The organism is Desulforamulus reducens MI-1, from assembly GCF_000016165.1.
GTDB classification, from domain to species: domain Bacteria; phylum Bacillota; class Desulfotomaculia; order Desulfotomaculales; family Desulfotomaculaceae; genus Desulfotomaculum; species Desulfotomaculum reducens.
This window is the reverse complement of sequence record NC_009253.1, coordinates 1870030-1893379: the sequence shown is the minus strand read 5'-3', so window position 1 is coordinate 1893379 and position 23350 is coordinate 1870030. Positions and strand designations below refer to the sequence as shown.

Sequence of the window (23350 nt, the reverse complement as noted above, 5' to 3'; positions counted from 1 at the left end):
TGTTATTTCTCCCTTTTTGTGGATTCTTTCACCCAACCCCTGGCGATTTTAGGCTGTGATCCTTGTTTCTTGGTATTTAAAAAGTCTGGATGGATTTCCCAGGAAAAAACAGGTCTGCGAAACACTGCATCCCCGGTGGTGCCAGTGGTGGGGGACATAGGAGCTAGGTAAGGTACACCAAAGGATTTTAAAGAAGCCATCATATGCATTTGAACAAACAACCCGAACACAATACCCACAAAGCCCATCATCGCAGCCAGGGCAATGTAGACAAAGCGCATAATCCTTAGGGAAAACTGAAGAGAATAGGACGGGATAGCAAAGGATGCTAAACCGGTTACTGCCACCACTATGACCAGAATGGGACTGACAATGTTGGCCTGAACGGCAGCTTGACCTAGAACGATGGCGCCGACAATGCCGATGGTGTTTCCTAATATTCCCGGTACCCGGAGGCCTGCTTCTCGGAGCATCTCAAAGGATATTTCCATAAGTAAGACTTCTAAAAAGCTGGGGAACGGTACCTTTTCCCTGGACCCCGATATCGCCAGTAACAGTTCTGTGGGAATCATTTCTTTATGAAATAAAACTATGGCTAAATAAACGCCTGGGGTTAGGAAGGAAATATAAAAAGCTAAGCCTCTAACAAGCCGCAAAAAGCTACCAAACAGGGGCCTCAGGTAATAATCCTCCTGGGTATGTAGCTGATCAAATAAAGTAGTGGGAACCAGCAATACATAGGGGTTGCCGTCCAGAAAAATAGCAACCTTACCCCTCAGAAGCATTAAAGCTACTCGGTCCGGTCTTTCGGTGGCCATTACCTGAGGTGCAATGCTCCAGGGCCTTTCCTCTATCAACTGTTCCAAGATACCACTGTCTATAACCCCATCAATCTTCAGTGATTTAATCCTTCGCTTCACTTCTTGAACCAACGACTCATTGGCTATATCTCTGATATACATTAGGGCCACATCGTTTTGGGCCACATTCCCTACTTTAAGCATTTCAGTGGTTAATTTTGACGAACGAATATATTTTCTTATCAGCGCTGTGTTTGTCCGTAAAATTTCGCCAAAACCTTCCTGGGAACCGCGGACAACTGACTCATTTAGCGCAATTCCCACGCCACGGTGCTCCCACCCCTTGGTTTCCACCACCAGTGCTTGATCACATCCGTCGATAAACACTGCCGTGGAACCAAAGTTAACACCACCGATTATTTGCTCATACCTTTCATGGGCGGTAACCTGATTGCCGGTTAAGACCCTCTTTTTAACATGATCCAGCAGATAACCTTCCACTTCCTCATGAAAATTGGAAAACAACATCATGGGCTGCAGGATGTTCTGGTTAATAATGGCTTTCTCGCTCATACCTTCCAGAAAAAGGGCAAAGGCCTGTACCGGAGGCGCCAGGGCAATGGTAAACTCACGGATAATAAAATCTTTATTATCCGGCAAGCCGTAAATTTCTTCAATGCGTTTTTTATTCACTTCCAAGTAAGGACTAACTCGATCTGGATCATGGTTATCCTGGGCCTCATGGACCTTTAAGGGTTTTTTAATATTTTGCCGATCCTCTTTTTTTTCTTCTTTCTTTTTTATTATTCTCTTATCTTTGTCAACTTCAGAATCTTTAAGCCCCTCTCTTGTCCCTTGTTTTTGAACACCTTCCTGCTTCCAGAATATTTTATCCGGTTTCCTTATTTGGGCACGTTTTTGACTGCCTATTTTCTCATCCTTTTTCTGTGCTTCATCGTTACCCTTGCCTTCTTTTCCATGGCATGGATTTTGCTCCCGAGCCAATTGTTCCTTTTCCTGACTTGTCTCTTTGAGGACAAAGCCTTCTCGATCAGTATTTGGTTTATATTCAAAGGTCTTTTTAATTATTTTCCACCAATTCATTTTCATCACCGTTATTAGTTTCACCACAAAATGTAGAATTATCCTAATTGTGTATCTTCTAAAGTAAACCTGGCTCCACCATACTAAAGGGCACGAGAGTCTTTCCGCACTCTGAAAGCACAGGCAGGCACACCCTGATGGGCCTAGTATGATTAGTTTGACCACTTAAACAAAAAACCATAGTCTCATAGAGACTATGGAATGAAAGTAATGGATGGTAAATATCTTAGCCTAAAACCTCTGAAGTTATTTTCATCTGCATAAATAATCCTAGATAATCAATACCGCCTGCCTTGGAGCATGTGCCGGACATATTAAATCCGCCAAAGGGATGTACGCCCACCAGGGCTCCGGTGCATTTCCGATTAAAATACAGGTTTCCAACATTGAATTCTTCCTTGGCCCGGCGAATATTTTCTCTGTTTCTAGTGTATAAAGATCCAGTTAAGCCATATTCCGTATTATTAACAACTTGCAAGGCTTCATCAAAATCCTTTACTTTAATAAATGCCAGAACGGGTCCAAATATTTCTTCCAGAGAAATTCTAGCCGTTGGAGGTACGTCTTTAAAGATGGTGGGTTTAACAAACCAACCCTTTTCACCTAATCTTTCCCCGCCCAATATCAGGGAAGCTTCCTGTTTTCCTATTTCGATATATTCCAAAATTTTCTCCATGGCTCTTTTCTCAATGACAGGTCCCATGGGGAAATTTTCTTCAGGGGAACCCTGAGTCAGTTTTGGCATTAGGGTCAGAACTTTTTCTATCACTTCATCATAAACCCTTTCTACCACAATGGCCCTTGAACAAGCAGAACACTTTTGACCTTGAAAACCAAAGGCAGAGGCAACAATCCCCTGGGCTGCTTTATCCAGATCTGCAGTTTCATCTACAATGATGGAATCCTTCCCACCCATTTCAGCAGCCACTCGCTTAATCCATTTTTGACCCGGAGACACTTTGGCCGCCAGTTCACTGATCCGCAAGCCCACTTCCTTAGAACCGGTAAAATTGATAAAACGGGTTAGTTTATGAGATACTAAATAATCGCCAATGGCGCCACCAGAACCTGGCAGGTAGTTAACTACGCCGTCGGGCAGTCCTACCTCCCTAAGAAGTTCCATGAATTTTGCTGCAATGACCGGTGTGGCACTGGCCGGTTTAAGAACAACCGTATTACCGGTTACCACCGATGCCACTGTCATCCCGGCCATAATTGCCAGCGGAAAGTTCCAAGGGGGAATGACAACTCCTACACCCAGTGGGATATATTTCATTTTGTTATACTCCCCATTGACCGTAACCAGTTGGGGGGGATTAGCATAGCGCAACATTTCATTGGCATAGTAGTTCATAAAATCAATGGCCTCTGCTGTGTCTGCGTCTGCCTCTGCCCAGTTTTTACCGGCTTCTAAAACTAACCAGGCAGAAAAATAATGTTTTCTTTGTCTCATGAGTTCAGCCGCTTTAAATAGATACATAGCCCGTTCCCCGGGTTCTACCTTAGACCAGTTATTAAAGGTTTGAAAAGCAGTATCTATGGCCTTATCAGCTAATTCCAAGTTCGCCTTGGATACATTGCCAATAACTTCATTTTCATCGGCTGGGTTTGTGGATATAATTACTTCATCTGTATATATGGTTTCCCCCCCAATATACAGGGGATATTTTTTCCCTAATTCCTGCCGGACCTGTGCTAGGGCGGACTTAATGGCAGCAGCATTTTCTGCCAAAGCAAAATTTGTAAAGGGTTCGTTGCTAAAGTTTTTCATGGAATCCTCCTTAAAAATTCATTTTTTATCTTAACTTTCTGTGGGACTATACCACCGAAGGTTCAATAAATAGGTCCCCACGCTCGAAGCGGCTGAAATCAAACATTTGAATGGGTAAGCTGGTGGGTTCTCCTAGAATGTGTTCTGCCATTAATTTGCCTGTCATGGGCGCAATCATAAATCCATGACCAGAGAAGCCTGCGGCAAGATGGAATCCTTCACAACCGGGAACACTGCCCAAGATTTGTTGACGATCGGGAGTTAAGTCATATAGACCTGCCCATTGACGTACCACCCTTAAATTGGCCAATGGAGGCAATATAAAGGTGGCCTTAGCTGCCATTTCATGAAGAAATTGCCAACTACCGTTATAATTGTATTCCTTGGGCTCATTGGGGTCACCAAGACCCATCACAAAGCCACCATGGGGAACCTGCTGACAGTAAAGTCCATGATAAAAACTCATGACCATCGGTTCCTGCATCTTTTCCACTGGTTCAGTCACAAGAATCTGGTGTCGTTCAGGGGTAATTGGTAATTCTATGCCGATGGTTGCTGCTAAATCCCGAGAGTAGGACCCGGCACATAGAATGACCACAGGCGTTTCAATAATGCCTTCCCTGGTTCTAACCCCTTTTATCCGGCCTTCCTGGGCTAACAATTCAGTAACTTCGGTGTAGGTCATAATCTCTACTCCCAGCTTCTGGGCAGCTTTGGCATAGGCATCGGTGGTTTTAAAGGGATTACAATGACCGTCCTTTGGGCAGAAAGTAGCACCCAACAATCCCTGGGTATTTAAATAGGGGACAATTTCCTTTGCCTCCTCCGGAGTTACCCAACTGGATGGTATACCAAGTTGATGCTGTATGCCCAAATTTTTATGAAATTGTTCAACCATTTTTTCGGTATAGGCTAGCAACAAATAGCCACCCTGCTTGAACTCAATACTACCGTCATAACTCAGCTCTTCTTCCAAATTTTCAAAGAGTTCTACACTGTGTTTTGCAAGCAAACAGTTTGTTTCAGTACCAAATTGCATCCTTACTCCTGCACCACAACGACCGGTGGCACCGCTGGTAAGATATTTTTTTTCGATTAATGCAATGTTTTTAGCGCCCTTTTGGGCTAAATGATAGGCAATGGAACAACCAATCACGCCACCCCCAATGACAACATAATCAGCTGTTTTCTTCATGATCGGTACCTCCTGCCAGAACCCCCAGCTTTACAGGGGTAGTTGGTTGACGGAATACCGTCAGGTGAATCCTTTTTATTTCCTGCCCGGTAGCTCTGGCCAATTCATTTACTAATAAGGGAGTACAGGTTCTGCCCTGGCAGGGACCCATACCTACCCTTAATAACCTCTTCAATTGTTCTAAATCGGTGATTCCCCGTTGAATATAAGAACGTACTTCTTCAATGGTTATATCTTCACAGCGACAGAGGATGGTAACGTCATTTTCATCCTTTTGACTCATTTACTGCACCCCCCTGACTTTGAAATGCCGTACTTCCAGCATTAATTCTTTGGGTACAGCTAACCATACAATGACAGTTCGGTCCTGAACCTTAGTGTTTTGAACACGTACGACCCTTGCCTCTCCCACTGCCTGACCGGCTCTGTTAATAGCTGTGACGGTTTCATTGACATCCGGAATCGGCAAAAATTCATAGGGAATCTTGACTATAGCCTCTGAGTCGGAAAAAGTAGCGTCCACTACAAATATGGCAAGGCCTGGACAGCGACTCATGCAGGTACCGCAACCGTTGCATTTGTCAAATATAATTTGGGGGCGATCGTTTATTTCTTTAAACTCTTGAATTGCTCCCTGCTTACAGTTGTGATAGCAGGGGTCACAGGGAATGTTTTGAAAGCACTCGGCAATGGCCACCGGACCTTGGGCCAGACGTTCCTCCGGGGGTAAAACAGAGGCCACATCTTCCGGTCTTACAATACCGTCTTGTGGCAACATGGGATATCACTCCTAGCAATCAATTATTTATCAGCTCCTTGGGAAAGCTTGGGCTGGCACTATCTTCCGAGGGGCACCCCAGCCTTGGTTGCCCTTGTGCATATCGCAAAGTGTTTTCCTTGATTTAGGAAATCATTCTGATTACCCTAGACTGACTTGTTCCATCCCTTTGCGTATCTTTTCTCCCACAGAACCTGATCGTAAACCCTTTAATTGTTCTAATACATCCCTTAGATTTTCTTGCAATGTTTCACTGGTATAGCCAAGGCTGGCAGCTGCCTCTAAACCTGCTAAGGATCCCTCCATCATAGCTGCAGAGGCCTCTTCAATCCCTGCAACATCGCCGGCTACGTAGATACCAGGTACTGAGGTTTCTAGATGTTCATTCCGCAGGGGCACATTGCCACCTAATTCAGGAACATAGACCATTTTACAGCCCGCTTGCCATAGCAATTCCGACAGGGGTGTTAGCCCTACGGATAAGCAGATAACATCAACATCCAGTTTCTTTTGGGTGCCCGTTATGGGCTGCCAGTTTTCGTCCAATCGTACCACAGTGGCACCATTAACTTCCCTTTCTCCATGGGCCTTGACGATAGTATGCCGGGTCAAAATGGGGACACCGGCCCTGACGACTTTCGCAGCATGAACCCAATAAGCACCAATCTTAGGTGCTGCTTCTATAATAGCAACTACCTCTATGCCTGCCTGAAGTAATTGATAGCTTACAATGACGCCAATATTCCCTGCACCTACCATCAGGACTTTTTTGCCTGGTTTTACACCGTAAACATTAACAAGGGTTTGGACTGCCCCCGCACCGTAAACACCCGGCAAATCATTATTGGGAAACAACAATGTCTTTTCTGCCCCGCCAGTGGAAATAACGATTCTTTTGGGATGAATTGTAATGATTTTTTTATTTTGCTCAACCAGTAATACACCGTCTTCGTAATAACCCAGTACAGTGGCTTCAGTCATAACCTGTATATTCGGGATATTCATAACCTGGTCACTTAACTCCCGTGCAATGTCAATACCCCGTTCCGATGCCCTCTGTTGTTTAGAACCAAAAAAACGGTGTGTTTGTTTTATCAGTTGGCCCCCTAAATAATCATTTCGATCAATTAAGATAACCTCCGCACCTAACTTAGCGGCACTCATTGCAGCAGTTAAACCAGCGGGTCCCCCACCTACAATGGCTACTTCGGTGTATTTCACTTTAGCTCACCCTTCCCCTTCTGGGTCTCCACGACCATCCCCTCCCGTAACCTTTCTACACATACCCGAACATTGGGTTCGCCGTTAACAACCATCAAACAGGAAGAGCAGTTACCAATATTACAAAACAAACCCCTGGGACGATGTAAATGTCCACTTTCCCGCATAATTCGAACACCTGCAGCATGGAGGGCAGCAGCAATTGTCTCACCTTCGTAACCTTCCAATTCATTTCCATTATAAGTAAATTTGATTTTGCTGCTGGATTTAAATTCTAGTATGGGGTGCTTTTCAATTCTCATGGGTCAATACCTCCTTGGTTATATAAAAAGCAATTATTGTGCCAATAAGGACATATTTCCACCCAGAGTGTACAGGTTGTTGCTCCAGTCATAAGGTAAATCAGTCATTCGTCAGTATATAGAATATTTAAAAAGTTTTAAAATCAAGAAAAACACGCAACAATGCGTGTTTTTCTTGATAATCATCATAAATACAGTATGATTTTCTGCACAAGTGTCAGTCTTTATGACAGTTATGTCTAGACAAGACTCTTACATAATTCCCAGTTGATGCATTTTATAATATAGTGTACTTCTAGGAATACCCAGCATACGGGCAGCTTCTGATCGATTGCCATTGACCTGCTTTAGGGTTCGTATGATAAGTTCCCGTTCTGTTTGTTCAGTGACTGAGGCCAACCCTATGGTAGCAGTGGCTTGGTCCTGTCTGGAACTCAGCTTTAATGATTCAGGAATGGCACTTTCAAGAACTGTGTCACCCTCTGTTAGGATAACCATTCGTTCGATGATATTCTTTAGCTGCCTAATATTTCCGGGCCATGAGTAAGCCAAGAAGGTAGCCATGACACCTGGCTCCAATTTGGAAATCTGCTTATTATAAAGTTGACTGAATTCTTGTAAGAATAAGTATACCAGTTCCGGAATGTCTTCTCTTCTCTCGCGCAAGGGTGGGATTTCCAAGGATACGACATTCAAACGGTAATAAAGGTCTTCCCGGAAGGTTCCATGGGCCATCATATCCTCCAAGGAACGGTTGGTGGCAGCTATAATTCTTACATCTACTTTTATGGGAGTTGAACCGCCAATTCTAAAGAATACACCATCTTGCAGAACTCTGAGCAACTTAACTTGCATATCCAGCGGCAATTCACTTATTTCATCTAGAAACAAAGTGCCGCCATCTGCCATTTCAAACACACCTATTTTCCCTTTTTTATCGGCACCTGTGAAGGCACCACTCTCATAACCGAACATTTCACTTTCAAAAAGACTGGGGGGAATTGCGGCGCAATTGATAACACAAAACTTTTTGTCTATACGGGGACTTGCTTCATGAATTGCCTTAGCAAACAATTCCTTGCCTGTACCGCTTTCCCCACGTAATAGCACAACAGCACTGGTTAAGGCTGCCTTTCTGGCAACATTGATTAATTCTGTCAATCTTTTATGGTGACCCTTGACAGCAGCAAAGGGATTTCGGTCGGTAGAAAATTTATCAATTTCCTTTTCCAGACGCTGCACTTGAGAACTGGCCTGGTTTAATTTTTGATTCAGTTGTACTATCTCAGTAACATCCCTTTCAGCGGTTACACCACCTATCACTTTAGGTCCTAATCGTACAGGAGTAGCATTTATTAAAACGTGGGTACCCGGTACAGGTTGATGGTGTAGAGATCGTATTTCCTGCCACTCTTTATTCACTCTGGTTACCACCAGGTTGGTAAAAAAGCTACAAATCGGTTTGCCAATGATATCCTGTGCTTTTATTCCATATAGTTCTTCAGCACGGCTGTTCCAGCTGGTAACCATATCATTATTATCAACAATACATACAGCTTCGTCTACAGTTTCCACAACCGCATTAATCCTTGCTTCGGTTTCACAAACTCGTAAAGCAAGATCATGAAATACCTGATCATAGGATAGAACCCCTAATATATCTCCCTGATTATTTCGGCAAACAAGGGCATGGTAGCGAAGTTCCGGTAAAAAGGCCAAGATTTCCCTCTCAAGGTCTTCTTCATCCAGAGAAGAAAAATCCCTTCTCATCACTTGGTTCACTAGCACATCTGATTCGAGCTTACGATTAATAACATCCTTCCAAAGCATTACTCCCACTAAACGATCACCATCCATTGCCAGCACAACAGGACGGTTCGGAACACCCTTTTCCCTAACTTTACCTATGGTTTCTTCTGGAGTAACCGATAGAAGATCCTTATACAACATCTCTTTTACAGTTAAAAAACCTTTATGCATTTAATCACCCCAGTCATATCACTATCAGAAAGTTTATAACTCTACCTGTTTTTATAATATTGTATACAGTGGTATACACGCTAAAAAGTAGGAGAGTTTCCTACTTTTAGTTTTCCGTTTTATTCACCCAAATAAGCCTTTTGAACCTCTGGGTTATTAGCTAAATCTTTGGCAGGACCCACCAGAACAACCTCCCCGGTTTCCAGCACATAGGCCCTATGGGCAATGGATAACGCCATATGAGCATTTTGCTCAACCAACAGAATTGTTGTCCCAGTTTCATTGATTTCTTTTATTATAGCAAATATTTCTTGAACAAGCATAGGGGCTAATCCCATGGAAGGTTCATCCATTAACAAAACATTAGGCCGAGACATCAATGCTCGACCCATTGCCAGCATCTGTTGTTCACCACCGGAAAGGGTTCCCGATAATTGATCCTTGCGCTCTTCCAAACGAGGAAACCGTTGAAATACCTTTTTTATATCCTCTTTAACGCTGGACTTATCCTTTCGTATATACGCTCCCATCTCTAAATTTTCCATGACTGTCATTCTGGTGAAAACCCGTCTTCCTTCCGGCACTTGACACAGACCCAGACCAACAATTTCATGAGGAGGCATTTTTGTAATAGCAATTCCCTTATATGTAATGGAACCTGACTGAGGCCGAATCAAACCTGAAATGGTGCGCAGGGTTGTAGTTTTCCCCGCACCATTGGCACCAATTAACGCTACAATTTCACCTTCGCCCACTTGACAAGAAACACCTTTCAGTGCACGAATAGCCCCATAGGAAACATGTAGGTCATTAACTTCTAGCAGCATGGGCTATACCACTTCCTTTCCCAAATAAGCAGCAATAACCGCTGGGTCCCGCTGAATTTCCGCCGGAGATCCCGCAGCAATTTTTCTGCCATAATCCAGAACCGCGATGCGATCGGATAAATTCATAACAAATTTCATATCGTGCTCAACCAAGAAAATAGTTAGCCCCCTGCTTTGGATTTTTCGTATCATAGCTACAAGTGTCATTTTTTCCTGTGGGTTCATACCAGCAGCAGGCTCATCAAGCAGAATAAGCTTTGGATTTGTGGCCAGTGCTCGAGCTATTTCTAGTCGGCGCTGTTCTCCATAGGGTAAATTCATAGCCAATTCATCTGCTTTATGTTCCAGTTCCATTAACTTTAGGGCCTCCATAGAAGCCTCCGTAATGGCCTTTTCCTCCGCCTTTACGCTGGGTCCCCTTATTATGGATCCAAGAAAACCGGTTTTAGTTCGACAGTGCTGACCTATTTTGACATTATCCAATACCGTCATTTCATCAAATAAACGTATGTTTTGGAAGGTTCTGGCGATACCCATTTCTGTAATAGCATGGGGCTTTAGATCACTGATCCTAGCACCTAAAAAAGAGATTTCCCCTGCGGATGGCGGATAGATGCCTGTAATCAGATTGAATATTGTACTTTTTCCAGCTCCATTGGGTCCGATAAGGGCCCGAATGGTCCCCTGCTCTATTTTCATGTTAACATTGTCAACGGCAGTAAGCCCGCCAAATCGGATGGTCACACTGTTTAATTCTAAAATTACCTTTGACATTGCTTCGCCTCCATTAGTTGACCCCGCCGGTGGCAGATGTGTTTTTGTTTTTTGGGAGAGATTTCTTATTTAAGATCCGGCTTACTTTTACACCACCCAGCAATCCTCTGGGGCGAACAATCATCATTACTACCATCAGTAAGCCATAAACCATCATTCGATAGTCAGCAATAAAACGTAGAAATTCAGGTGCCAATGTCAAAATACTAGTGCCCAGAATAACGCCAGGAATGCTTCCCAACCCACCCAAAACAACGAAGGTTAAAAATTCAAAGGATTTTAGAAAACCGAAATCCGATGGATTTAGATAGGTTAGCAGGTGGGCATATAATCCTCCGCTAACTCCGGCAATGAAGGTACCTATGGCAAAGGCAGTAATCTTTGAAGTGGTAATGTTAACGCCCATGGCCTCGGCAGCAATTTCGTCTTCCCGAATTGCTAACAACGATCGGCCAAAGCGAGAATTTTCTAATCGAACCATAGCCCAGACAGTCACAATAACCACTAAAATTACCACGGTAAGACTTGAGCTACGGGGAATCCCTGCCATACCCAGGGCGCCGCCAGTGATACTTAAGTTAAGAAAAACAACTCGTACAATTTCGCCAAAGCCTAAGGTGGCAATACCTAAATAGTCACCAGTTAACCGAAGGGTAGGGTAACCCAGTAATATACCCCAAAAACCAGACATAAGACCACCAGCAATGATAGCAACAGGGAAGGACATTCCTAATTTCACACTAAAGATTGCTGAGGTATAGGCCCCAATACTTAAAAAGGCTGCATGTCCAAAGGATAGTTGGCCAGTTACACCAGTTATTAAATTAAGTCCTAGGGCACCAATTAGATATATACCCAGCATAGTCAATACCTGGATATAGTAATCATTTAAAAACATGCTAAAAATACTATCCATGGCAATTTACCTACACTTTCCTTTGAATTGGCCGTCCTAGCAACCCCGTGGGCCGGAAAAGTAAAACTACAATTAACAGGGTAAAGGCAATGGCGTCTTTATATAAATCAAAACCGCCGGCTACGCCCAGGGTCTCCGCCACACCTAAAAACAAACCTCCCAACATGGCCCCTGGTATACTTCCGATCCCCCCTAAGACAGCAGCACAGAAGGCCTTTAAACCTACCGTTACTCCCATTAGCGGCGATACAGAGTTAAAATAAATCCCTACCAGTACCCCACCCGCTGCAGCCAGAGCTGATCCAATAGCAAAGGTAAATGAGATAACTCTGTTGACATTTATACCCATTAACGCTGCCGTATCATAATCTTCCGAAGCAGCTCGCATGGCTTTACCAATCTTAACATACTTCACAATAAAATGTAGTCCTGCCATAAGTAGGCTGGATAATACTAAGATAATAATCTGTACCTTGCTGATTTCAATTGAAGCAAATTTATAAATGGCATCTTCAATTACATGGGGAAACCCTACAGGTTGTGGACCTTTGAGCTTTGTCATTAATGTCTGTAGAAAAATAGAAACTCCAATGGCAGAAATTAGCGGAGCTAACCGAGTGGACCTGCGGAGGGGACGATAAGCAATGCGTTCAATGGATACACCGATAACCATACAGGTAAGCATAGCAGCAACCAACGAAGCAGCTAACCCCTGTTGAAAAACAGTAACCATTAACACCCCTACAAAAGCACCAACCATATAGATTTCTCCATGGGCAAAGTTAATCAACTGAATAATACCGTAAACCATCGTGTAACCTAGGGCGATTAACGCATAGGTTGCACCTAATGTTATTCCATTAAGTAGCTGCTGTCCAAGCATAAAACCCTTCCTTCCTGCGGGGTATGAACAATTTGCAGCCATTACTAATACAGCAATGGCTGCAAACTTTTATGTCATAAAAATTATTTTATTTCTACTGTTTCTTTTACAGTAAATTTTCCGCCTTTCACTTCCAAAAGGTAAACCGGACTTTTGATAGGTTCGCGGTTTTCTTGGAATGTAATGATGCCCGACACACCTGTCCAATCCTTCGTTTTGGCCAATTCTGCACGGAATTTTTCTGGTACATCACTATTAGCTGCTTTTATGGCATCTGCAATAAGCATGACAGCATCGTAGCCCTGGGCTGCAAACATATCAGGCAGCGTACCATTATTTCCTGTTTTATAAGCTTCAATAAACTTCTTTGTTTTCTCCCCTGCTTTGTTCTCGTCGGCTGCAAAGCCGCAATAAATCATGCTGCCCTCAACAGCTTCTCCACCCATCTTCATCAGAACATCACCCAACAGACCGTCGCCGCCAACCATAACAGTCTTCATGCCTTGTTTACGAACTTCTTTCATAAACAGTCCACCCTCAGTGTAATAGCCTGTAAAAACAATTCCGTCAGGATTCTTCTCCTTAATGGCAGTAACCTGGGCACTGAAGTTCTGATCTCCGTCTTGAATGCTTTGTTCTGCTACAATTTCAATACCATTATCAACTAAAGCGGCTCTGAATAATTTTGATAGTCCAACACTATAGTCATTATTCATCGAAGTGATGACAGCAACTTTTTTCCAACCAAGATTTTCTTTTACATATTTGGTAACAGCAGGAGCCGCCACGGCATCCAGTAGTGTATCACGGAAAATGTAGTCACCATTTTCCACAACACCGGTTCCTACAGCACCAGCAGAAAGCAATACAACCTTTTTCTCTTGTGCGATGGGTGCAGCAATTTTTGTAATGGCAGTGGTGGGATCACCTACAATGGCTACAACCTTATCACGGGTAATAAGCTTTTGAGTTACGTTAGCACCTTCGGTATTTTTGCTGCCATGGTCTTCTTCAATAATTTCAATCTTTTTGCCCAGTAACCCGCCGGCTTTATTAATATCCTCTGCTGCCATCTTCATACCTTCCAAAGTAGGAATGCCAAATGCAGCATGATTACCGTTTTTTGCTCCTAAAAATCCAATTTTAATGCTTTCGCCGTTGGAAGATCCCTTATCTCCTTCGGTGGTCTTTTTCTCTTCTCCACCGCAACCGACCAAGAGAAAAGAAAGAACTAACATCAGAGACATAACCTTCCATAACTTATTTTTTTTCATCTCTATTGTCCTCCGTTCAATATTTTTAACTTGTTAATTATCTAAAAAAAATCTCACCTCCCGACCCATGAGGTATTGTTTAACCCTTTGCGGGAATTCCCAGTTGTCTTAGCTTGTAATATAAAGTGCTCCTTGGTATACCAAGGACTCTGGCTGCTTCTGAACGGTTTCCCCTTACTTGTTGTAAGGTTTTTAATATAAGTTGTTTCTCAGCTTCCACTGCGACATTCATTAATTTGCCCTGGGAGACGGGACTTGTCACCAAAGATATATAGGTATTTCTTCTCAAGTTTTCGGGTAATGCTGCTTCATCAATGATGTCTCCATCTGTTAAAACAACCAATCTTTCAACGGCATTTTTTAGCTCCCGGACGTTTCCTGGCCATGTATAATCAAGGAAAGCTGTCATAACCGCAGGCTCAATCTTTTTAATATTTTTATCATACTTTTGACAGAATTCCTGCATAAATAAATGAACCAGCTCTGGTATGTCCTCCCTACGGTCTCTTAGTGGGGGTATTTCCAAAGCAACAACATTAAGACGATAATACAAATCCTCTCTAAATTGGCGCCGATTGATCATATCCTCTAAATTACGGTGGGTGGCAGCCAAAACCCTTACATTTACATGGACTGATTGTGATCCACCAACCCGATAGAATGTCCCCTCTTGCAATACCCTAAGTAGTTTTGCTTGCATTTCTATGGGCATTTCGCCAACTTCATCTAAAAACAATGTTCCTCCGTTAGCCAGCTCAAACATGCCCGGTTTGCCTTTACGATCAGCTCCGGTAAAGGCGCCCCCTTCGTAACCAAAGAGTTCACTTTCGAAAAGGTTATTGGGAATCGCTCCGCAATTGACTACAATAAAAGGATTCATATGACGAGGACTATTCTGGTGAATGGCCCTGGCCAGTAATTCTTTACCTGTACCACTCTCACCCCGAAGAAGGACTGTCGCTTCGGTGACACTAATCTTTTTGCCAAACACAATTAGCTTCTGTATTGCCTCACTGCGTCCAATTAGTTTATTAAAAGCACAATCTTGCCCAGATATTTTTCTAATTTCCTGTTCTAAAAGCTTGACCTGAGTACTGGCTTTATTCAACTCTTGATTTAATTGAACAATTTCTGTAATATCCTTTTCAACTGCTAGGCCGCCAATAACCTTCCCAGAGTCAAAAACAGGTGCCGAGTTAATTAATACATGGGCACCCTCGCAGGGTTGGTGATATAGACCCCTAACCTCTTTTTTCTCATGCATACAGTTACTAATACGCAAGTTGGAAAAGAAATCTTCTATACGTCCGGAAAGGATTTTTTCAGCTTTAACATTGTAAAGCTCTTCTGCTTTGGGGTTCCAGATCATAACCCTGTGCAATTTGTCAATTCCACATATACTTTCATTTACCTGATCTAATACTGTCTCAAAAAAGCACCTCAACTTGACAAACCCAGCATATATTTCATTAGCTACAGATAATGGCTCCAAAAGCCCTATGGGTTTATTGGATGTATTATTGACAACCGGTATTGCAGTAGGAGCCTTTCCCCACTGTTTAAGCAATTCAGTCATTGTACAATCTTCTGTTATAAACAAGGCCGGCCGCCAAGCTCTTTTGCTTAAACTATCCGTCTCCGCTGCACAGAAGATATCCGATGGCATTATAACAAAATATTGATCTGATTTTTGTAATAATAAGCCACCCAATAGACCCGATTCCAGTAACCTCTGTCCTTCCAAAACAGAAACTGTTTCATCAATTTCCTGGACAGGCAAACTGTACATGTCGATAGCTCTCGGATAGAATTTATGATGTATCCCCATAGCCCAAATCACATCCAGGTTCTATATTTTAATGTTTAAAATAAGTTCAACACTGTCAGTAAAAAATCCTGCAATTTTATAGAATGTTTTAATAAATCCGAGGCTAAAAATGTACAACTACTTGACAGAATGAAGGAATAAAAAACACCCCAAAAGGACTTTTGGAGTGTGGGGTCTATGGTAAAGTACGGCTATCTTAGTTAAGTTAAAAACCCTCGCCAAGCGAGAGTTTTTTAACTTAATTATTTAACTGCTACTAAAATATCATTAAGAACTGCAGAAATTTCTTGATCACCATTAATATTTTTTAAGATACCCTTAGCCTCATAGTAGTCAATTAAAGGCTTTGTTTTTTCAATATATGCATTTAAACGTGTTCCAACAGACTCTTCATTATCATCAGAGCGTTGATACAGTTCTCCGTTGCAGGAGTTGCACTTGCCTTCTGCTTGGGGAGGGTTAAAGATAACATGGTATGAAGCACCACAATTTTTGCAAACACGACGTCCGGTTAGACGAGCCATTAACTTTTCAAGGGGTACTTCAATATTGATTACGGCATCTAGCTTAATACCCAAGTCCTGTAAAGTTGCATCCAGGGCAGAGGCTTGTTCTACGGTACGAGGGAACCCATCCAGCAAGAAACCTTCTTTGCAATCGGCCTGAGAAAGACGATCCTTCACCATACCGATAACTACTTCATCCGGAACCAAGGCGCCTTTATCCATATATTCCTTGGCTTTTTTACCCATTTCGGTACCTTCTTTAATAGCAGCCCGGAACATATCACCGGTAGAAATATGTGTAATTTTTAATTCCTTTACTAAAACTTCGGCTTGGGTACCTTTACCGGCACCGGGGGGTCCCATAATTAATAAGTTCACAACGATCCCTCCTGATTTTTTTATAGGCACGTCCATAATTATATTGTATATTATATCACAAACCCGTCAATATGGTTTAACAATTAATACAAAAAATGTTTATGTTGGAAAACTATAATTCTAAGGTTATAATAAATTAAAACTCGGAAAGGCGTGTTTATAGATGACCGTCGATGTTGACAAATTTGTTCAAGAGCACCAAGAAGAAATTATTACTTTGGTTAATAACAGTTTAAACAGAGCAGGTGATATTGTTGCTAAGAAGGTTCAATCCGGGGAGTTGGGAGCTACCCTGCAAGATGTTTTACCCATTATGCTTTATGAGATCCTTCTCACCAACACAGTATCTACCCTCCGTCTGGTATCAGAAATGGTAAATGAAACTGAAAAAAACACAAATTAAAGACTGCCGGGTTTCCGGCAGTTTGTTTTTTCTACCGTGGTCCATCTTTTCAGCCATGTGAAATATATTACTTTGCCTCATCCTTTACATAATCTTCCTTGGTGGCACCGCATTTTTGACATTTCCATACAGCCATCTCTTTCCACCTCCTTTTGTTTGGAGCAATGGTATTAAGCCCCTGCAGATTTTCGGATATCAGCAACTGCCTGAGCAGGATTAGTTGCACCAAAAATGGCGGAACCTGCTACCAGAACATTGGCTCCGGCCTGGGCAACCAATGGAGCAGTCTCTGTATTGATTCCCCCATCAATTTCAATTTCCGTGGCTAAACCACGTTCCTGGATCATATTGGACAACATCTTGATTTTAGGTAATACTTCTGGAATAAATTTTTGTCCACCAAAACCAGGGTTTACGGTCATTAGTAATACCAAATCCAACATAGGTAGTACATACTCAATCACATTAAGCGGTGTATGCGGATTTAGGGCCACACCAACCTTGGCGCCTAGCTCCTTTATTTGGCTAAGGGACCGATGAAGATGTGGGCAAGCTTCGGCGTGGACACAAACTAAGTCTGCTCCTGCTTTTATAAATTCAGGAACATATGCATCGGGATTATTAATCATTAAGTGTACATCAAATACCATATTGCTATTGGGTCTTAAGGCTTTAACAATCAAGGGACCAATGGTTATATTGGGTACAAAATGACCATCCATCACATCAATATGTAAGTATTCAGCTCCTGCTTGTTCCACTACCTGAACTGATTGAGCAAGGTTAGCGAAATCCGCTGACAAAATGGAGGGTGCAATCTTAATCATTATTAGTATCTCCTCTCTTGCTGAAGAACTTCCTCCAAAAATAATAAATAGTTTTGGTATCTTTCTTTATTGATTAGACCTGCATCTAAGGCATCCTTAACTGCACATTGGGGTTCACGATGATGCAGACATCCATTAAACTTACAGTCTGCAATAAACCCAGTAAATTCGGGGAAATAGTATGCCAAATCTTCTTTGTTCATCTGTGGTAGATCGAGGCTGGAAAACCCAGGGCTATCCACCACATAGCCCCCTTTATTTAGTGGGAGTAATTCAACGTGACGAGTCGTGTGTTTTCCTCTTTTTAGCTTATGGCTAATATCACCTGTTTTAAGTTCCAAGCCCGGTTGAATAGCATTTAGTAAACTGGATTTTCCTACACCCGAAGGACCCGCAAATACAGTGGTTTTACCAATGAGTAACTGCCGTAATTCGTTAATGCCTTCACCTAGTTTAGTGCTGGTGATAATGGTGGGATAGCCAATTCTTTTATATAGCTTGAGCCATTCATGATCTCTACGAGAAGTGAGGAGATCTCCTTTATTAAGACATACCACCGGCAATACTTCGGCATTCTCAGCAAGAACAAGAAAGCGGTCCAAAAGGGTCATGTTTGGTTCGGGATTTTCCACTGCAAAAACAATCACTGCTTGGTCAATATTGGCAACCGCTGGTCGAAACAGCTCTGTCTTTCTTGGCATTACTTCATCAATTCGTCCTGTATTCTGCCTGACAGGCGTTACCATGACACGGTCACCCACCAGGGCTGGTGAGCTTTTGCCAAGCCGAAATTTCCCCCTTAGGGAGCATTCCCAGATTTCATCGCCCTTTTTTACATAGTAAAAACCACCGTAGGCCCTTATTAAAACCCCTTCAAACAAATACCTGCACTCCCTTGGTTTGGTTCCTTCTTTTATTCGATAGGTTCCTCTTCCTGTAAAACATTATCTATATAAACCCTTACTTTTCCTTTTCCATAGAACCGTATATTTCTAGTCACATCGTCTCCCGGTTGATGCGTACTGATATATTGATTGTATCTTCCTCTCACATCTTCAGTCTCTATTCTAACCTCGTGGGTTTTCCCGTCATCCGGAACATGTATCGTAACTGTCATTTGCTTTGCTACAGGTCCCGGTCCAGTACTAATGGTTACCTTTACCTTATTCCCCTCGGCCAGATCACTCCCAGGGGCCGGTTCTTGGCCAACAATCTGACCACTTAGATATTCATCACTTTCCCTTTGGTCAATGTTTTCGTCCATTTCAAGTCCAAGACTGGCTAGCTGAGCCCTAGCAGCTTCCTGTGTAAGACCAGAAAGATTAGGAACCTTTTGCATTTTCGGCTCTGGCCCCTGACTGAGACTTAACTTTACGTGGCTGCCCCGAGGTGCCTTGGTTTTTCCCTCTGGTTTTTGCTCTGCCACCCTGTCCTTTTCAATACTATTGCTGTATACACTATCGGGTGTATCAACTTGAAACTGTAAATTTAGTAAGGTTAGTCGCGCCTCATCATAAGGAAGCCTAATGACATCCGGTACCTCAACTAAGTCCTGGCCACGGCTAACCACCAGGGTAACGGGTCGCACCTTTTTAACAACTTCATTAGCCTCTGGGTCCTGGGATATGACATAATCCTTTTCAATGGTATCATGGTACACTTTGGAAATATTTACGCTGAGTCCAAGATCCTTCAAGACTTTCTCAGCTTTATCCACTTTCATTCCTGTTACCTTAGGAATTTTGACTTCCCCAACATTTAAATAACTGCTAAGAGCAAAGTAAGACCCGGCCAAAAGTAACAAAACCAGTAAGCCCAGCATGGCCCAAGCCGCTGGTTTCATCTGCTTCTTCTTGACAGGTTTTTCTTCTGCGAATTTTGCCTTTGCTTCGTTTTTTATAATGACAGGACTTGGTAAAACACGAGTATATTCTTCCTCATGATTATAGGGGACCATATTCCTCGTTTCATCACTGATGGAAACCAGGTCTTCACCTAAGGCCTTTGCACTTTTATGTCTTCTATCCTGTCGTTTATCCATGGCCCGTAATACGACCTTTTCTAAGTCCTCTGGAACGTTTGGGTTTATTTCTCTTAACGAAAGGGGCTCTTCTTGAATATGCTTTAGGGCCACTCCAATTGCTCCATCGGCTTGGTAAGGAACCTGTCCGGTTAACATTTCATAAAGAACAACACCTAGGGCATAGATGTCCGATTTTGGCCCAGCCGGTTCCCCTTTGGCCTGTTCCGGCGATATATAATGAACTGAACCAACAATGGTATCCGTATGAGTAATGGTAGAAGCACTGGCCTGGGCAATGCCAAAATCCGTTAACTTGGCCCGTCCGCTTCTGGTAATTAATATATTATGGGGCTTAACATCTCGGTGAATAATACTATTTTCATGGGCATGTTCTAGGGCATCGGCAATTTGCCGCCCCAGTTGAATAACTCTAAATGGGGCCAGGGGCGCTTCTCTGCGAATCATTTCCTTAAGACTTTCCCCATCAACATACTCCATGACCAAGTAATGACTTTCATTTTCTTGTCCGACATCGTATATGCTTACAATATTGGGGTGGGACAGGCTGGCCACAGCCTGGGCTTCCCGACGGAAGCGGCGAACAAACTCTTGATCACTGGCATATTCTGGCCTCAACACTTTAATGGTAACCAGCCGGTTTAAAAAGGTATCCTTCCCTTTCCATACCAGAGCCATGCCTCCGCCGCCTAATTGTTCTAATATTTCATAACGGTTACCCAGAAGTTTGCCTATCATCTACTGTCTCACTCCTTAAATCCACCTGACTTACAGACAAGCCTCATCGTTCATCCCTCATAAGAGCAACAGCCATAACCTCTCTGGCTACCGGGGCTGCAATCCTGCCACCTGCCCCGGATTTTTCTACAATGACAGCCACTGCTATTTGGGGATCCTTTGCCGGTGCATACCCAATAAACCATGCATGGGGTAATACAGCGGTTTCTGTTGCACTTTGGATTTCTGCGGTACCTGTTTTTCCTGCCACTTCTATGCCCCTTATGGAGGCCGAGGATGCCGTGCCCCAATTGACAGCAGCGGTCATGCCCTGTGCAATCTGTTCAGCCACTTGGGGGGTTGTGGCAGTGAGCCAGGGGGTACTCTCAGTGATCTTCACCGGGCTGCCATCTGGCTTGCGAATTTCTTTTACCAGAAAAGGTTTCATAATAATTCCTCGGTTAGCAACAGCGGAACAAGCCAAGGCCATATGCAAAGGACTTAGCAAGGTATCGCCCTGTCCAAAGGCAGACTCTGCCAGTTGACTCTGGTTTCTTCGATCTTTTTGGGCGATGGTTCCTGGTCGTACAGGTATGCCAATTTCCGGCTTTTCATTGAGGCCAAACTGATTAAACACTTCCTCGAATTTTCCCCAACCTAGCTTTGATCCTTCCAGAGCAAAATAGGCATTACATGACAGAGCAATGGCTTTAATAAAATCAACACTACCATGGGCTTTATTATCCTTGATTCTTTGACCGTCTATAACTGCATATCCTGGACACTGAACGGTTGCCTGGGGTTGCAGGATATTTTGTGAAAGAATTCCTGCACCTGTGACAACTTTGATCACAGATCCTGGCGGATAGGCCCCCTGGGTGGCCCGGTTCAGTAAGGGTGCATTTTCGGCATCTTGATTCAATTGCTGCCATACTCCGGGCTGATCAATTTTATTTGCATCAAAGGTTGGTGAACTGGCCAAAGCAAGTATTTCACCGGTCCTAGGGTTCAGAGCCACCACAGCACCACGACGCCCTGCCAAAGCCTTTAGTGCCGTCCTTTGAAGGACTGCATCCAGCGTCAGTACTAAATCGTTGCCCTGGGGTGTGCGGTTTAATATCTTATCAAGGACATTTTCTAGGACATCTGCCTCAGTCAAGCCAAGAAGTTCTTTGCTATAGGAAGCTTCCAGCCCAAAGGAACCATAGCGATCTGACACATAGCCTGTAATATGAGCAAAGGGGGTGTCTTTTCCTTCTTTTAAATAAACTCTTTCACCCCGTTGACCCAGCCACTTGGTTTCGGCTAATTTTGTGCCAACTCTGTCATAAATGGTGCCGCGGATAATGCCCGCTTCTTTTACTGCAATTCTCCGATTTTGGGGATGCGTGGCTAGGGTATCTCCTTCAACCATAACCAAGTAGGTTAAATATAAAATTAAGGTTACAAAGGTAAATAATAAGAAATACCCTAGCTTTTTAATGTTCTGTATCATTTCCTCCATTTACCTCATGGGAGATGTTTAAAATTATACCCAATATAACAAAATTTGCAATTAATGAGCTGCCTCCGTAACTAATAAAGGGTAATGTTACACCAGTCATTGGTAATAGCTTGATAACACCCGCAATAATAATAAAGGTCTGAAACCCCATTAATACTGTAAGACCAGCAGTTACTAAGGCGAAAAAATCATCTTTACACGCTAAGGCAATCATTAAACCTCTAAATATAAAACACATATACAAAACCAGAACAGCACAGCCACCCAGAAGACCCAATTCTTCCACAATGGCAGAAAAAATAAAGTCAGTATGAACCGCCGGAATTAGGTTGGGTAATCCTTCCCCTAGCCCACTGCCAAAGAGACCTCCGGACCCCAGAGCAAACAAGGATTGAATTATTTGATAACCACTGCCCTCCATATATATCCAAGGATTTAGCCAAATATCAACTCGGGCTTGTACATGGCTAAATATATGGTAAGCAAAGGTTCCCCCAATTAAAAACATCAGCAATCCCAGTAACACATAAAATAATCTGGCCGTAGCGGCATAGATCATGGCTAGAAAGGTACAAAAATAGATTAATGCCGTACCTAGATCCCTTTGAAACACTAAGATCAGCAGGGAAATCCCCCACATTCCCACTAAAGGGCCAATTTCTCGTATCCCCGGTATGCTTATACCAAATAATTGGTTGTTACCAGTGGTAAGAATTCTTTGGTTTTCTGCAAGAAAACTTGCCAGGAAAAGAACTAATAATATCTTAACAAATTCTGAAGGTTGAATTTGAAAGATCCCCAGATTTAACCAACTCCGTGCGCCATACTGTTCTTGCCCGAAAAATATCGGAATAATTAACAGTATCACACCCACAGCAACATAAATGTACTTATAGTCAGCCAAGCGATCCATTTTCCTCAGTACGGTGGTGACTATAACCAAAACTAATAAACCTATCAGCAACCAGGCAAATTGCCGCTCTGCATATTGCGGACGTAGCCTAAATAAAAATATTAACCCTAAGGAAGTAAGGGCGGCCGTTAAAGGCATGAGAAATGGGTCGCAACGAAAACCCAACAGTTTCCAGTAGATACTGACCAAGTAAAATCCAGCCATGGTGCCAACGCTTAAAAATACCACAAACCACCAAAAGGGCAGCTTGGTTCCGCTGCTTAGAGATAGCTCGTAGATCTGTGTAAGCTCCGGCTTGCCAAGATATAGGATCATTATTCCCACAGCCAGGAATGCAGTAATATATTGTAGTAAGCTGCGTTCTTCTTTACGAAGATGAGCCAACAAAGGTAACACTCCTTTTACTGG

General features: G+C 43.0%; 21 protein-coding genes. 1 reads left to right on the top strand and 20 read right to left on the bottom strand.

All coding sequences use genetic code 11. The features are described from left to right. Positions 1-2 precede the first annotated feature (2 nt). The 15 genes from DRED_RS09275 to DRED_RS09205 all read right to left on the bottom strand — a co-directional run bounded on the left by DRED_RS09275 (position 3) and on the right by DRED_RS09205 (position 16537). Positions 3-1904: a spore germination protein gene (locus DRED_RS09275; protein WP_011878071.1), complete on the bottom strand. Its 1902-nt coding sequence runs from the start codon at positions 1902-1904 to the stop codon at positions 3-5. Positions 1905-2130: 226 nt separating this feature from the next. Then, a complete protein-coding gene (gene pruA / locus DRED_RS09270; RefSeq protein WP_011878070.1) occupies positions 2131-3675 on the bottom strand; it encodes an L-glutamate gamma-semialdehyde dehydrogenase in 1545 nt (514 codons plus the stop codon). 46 nt (positions 3676-3721) lie between these two features. Continuing rightward, positions 3722-4870: an NAD(P)/FAD-dependent oxidoreductase gene (locus DRED_RS09265; protein ID WP_011878069.1), complete on the bottom strand. Its 1149-nt coding sequence runs from the start codon at positions 4868-4870 to the stop codon at positions 3722-3724. After that, positions 4854-5153 (bottom strand): (2Fe-2S)-binding protein, encoded by a 300-nt coding sequence (locus DRED_RS09260; protein ID WP_011878068.1) that lies wholly within the window; start codon positions 5151-5153, stop codon positions 4854-4856. Before DRED_RS09260 ends, DRED_RS09265 begins: the two co-directional genes overlap by 17 nt. Further along, on the bottom strand, positions 5154-5648 hold the full coding sequence (locus tag DRED_RS09255; RefSeq protein ID WP_011878067.1) for a 4Fe-4S binding protein: 495 nt from the start codon (positions 5646-5648) through the stop codon (positions 5154-5156). Between the two features lie 141 nt (positions 5649-5789). After that, entirely contained in the window at positions 5790-6869 is a 1080-nt protein-coding gene (locus DRED_RS09250) for an NAD(P)/FAD-dependent oxidoreductase (protein WP_041274555.1), read from the bottom strand. Continuing rightward, positions 6866-7171, bottom strand: a complete 306-nt coding sequence (locus DRED_RS09245) for a (2Fe-2S)-binding protein (RefSeq protein ID WP_041274554.1) — start codon at positions 7169-7171, stop codon at positions 6866-6868. The genes DRED_RS09250 and DRED_RS09245 overlap by 4 nt, the downstream gene beginning before the upstream one ends. Positions 7172-7423: 252 nt before the next feature. After that, positions 7424-9151: a sigma-54-dependent Fis family transcriptional regulator gene (locus DRED_RS09240; RefSeq protein WP_011878066.1), complete on the bottom strand. Its 1728-nt coding sequence runs from the start codon at positions 9149-9151 to the stop codon at positions 7424-7426. Positions 9152-9270: 119 nt separating this feature from the next. Further along, complete coding sequence (locus tag DRED_RS09235) at positions 9271-9978, bottom strand: ABC transporter ATP-binding protein (RefSeq protein WP_011878065.1); 708 nt, start codon at positions 9976-9978, stop codon at positions 9271-9273. Positions 9979-9981: 3 nt separating this feature from the next. Then, the gene (locus tag DRED_RS09230) at positions 9982-10752 is read right to left on the bottom strand and encodes an ABC transporter ATP-binding protein (RefSeq protein WP_011878064.1); all 771 of its coding nucleotides are present in this window, start codon (positions 10750-10752) and stop codon (positions 9982-9984) included. Between the two features lie 13 nt (positions 10753-10765). Continuing rightward, complete coding sequence (locus DRED_RS09225) at positions 10766-11668, bottom strand: branched-chain amino acid ABC transporter permease (protein ID WP_011878063.1); 903 nt, start codon at positions 11666-11668, stop codon at positions 10766-10768. Between the two features lie 10 nt (positions 11669-11678). Beyond that, complete coding sequence (locus DRED_RS09220; protein WP_011878062.1) at positions 11679-12551, bottom strand: branched-chain amino acid ABC transporter permease; 873 nt, start codon at positions 12549-12551, stop codon at positions 11679-11681. A gap of 83 nt (positions 12552-12634) precedes the next feature. Then, a complete protein-coding gene (locus tag DRED_RS09215; RefSeq protein WP_011878061.1) occupies positions 12635-13825 on the bottom strand; it encodes an ABC transporter substrate-binding protein in 1191 nt (396 codons plus the stop codon). 79 nt (positions 13826-13904) lie between these two features. After that, a complete protein-coding gene (locus DRED_RS09210; RefSeq protein WP_238442488.1) occupies positions 13905-15614 on the bottom strand; it encodes a sigma-54 interaction domain-containing protein in 1710 nt (569 codons plus the stop codon). Between the two features lie 281 nt (positions 15615-15895). After that, positions 15896-16537, bottom strand: a complete 642-nt coding sequence (locus DRED_RS09205) for an adenylate kinase (RefSeq protein ID WP_011878059.1) — start codon at positions 16535-16537, stop codon at positions 15896-15898. Positions 16538-16700: 163 nt separating this feature from the next. Here DRED_RS09205 and DRED_RS09200 point away from each other — a divergent pair, with 163 nt between their 5' ends. Then, a complete protein-coding gene (locus DRED_RS09200; RefSeq protein ID WP_011878058.1) occupies positions 16701-16940 on the top strand; it encodes a hypothetical protein in 240 nt (79 codons plus the stop codon). 170 nt (positions 16941-17110) lie between these two features. Here the strand turns inward: DRED_RS09200 and rpe are convergent, their stop codons facing one another. Genes rpe through DRED_RS09175 form a run of 5 tightly spaced genes read right to left on the bottom strand, consistent with a single transcriptional unit; the run spans position 17111 to position 23329 of the window. Beyond that, a complete protein-coding gene (gene rpe, locus DRED_RS09195; protein WP_011878057.1) occupies positions 17111-17767 on the bottom strand; it encodes a ribulose-phosphate 3-epimerase in 657 nt (218 codons plus the stop codon). A 2-nt stretch (positions 17768-17769) separates the two neighbouring features. After that, complete coding sequence (gene rsgA, locus DRED_RS09190) at positions 17770-18648, bottom strand: ribosome small subunit-dependent GTPase A (protein ID WP_011878056.1); 879 nt, start codon at positions 18646-18648, stop codon at positions 17770-17772. A gap of 32 nt (positions 18649-18680) precedes the next feature. Beyond that, on the bottom strand, positions 18681-20546 hold the full coding sequence (gene pknB, locus DRED_RS09185) for a Stk1 family PASTA domain-containing Ser/Thr kinase (protein WP_011878055.1): 1866 nt from the start codon (positions 20544-20546) through the stop codon (positions 18681-18683). 43 nt (positions 20547-20589) lie between these two features. Beyond that, positions 20590-22020, bottom strand: a complete 1431-nt coding sequence (locus tag DRED_RS09180) for a peptidoglycan D,D-transpeptidase FtsI family protein (protein WP_011878054.1) — start codon at positions 22018-22020, stop codon at positions 20590-20592. Then, positions 22004-23329 (bottom strand): FtsW/RodA/SpoVE family cell cycle protein, encoded by a 1326-nt coding sequence (locus DRED_RS09175; protein ID WP_011878053.1) that lies wholly within the window; start codon positions 23327-23329, stop codon positions 22004-22006. Before DRED_RS09175 ends, DRED_RS09180 begins: the two co-directional genes overlap by 17 nt. Positions 23330-23350: the final 21 nt, after the last annotated feature.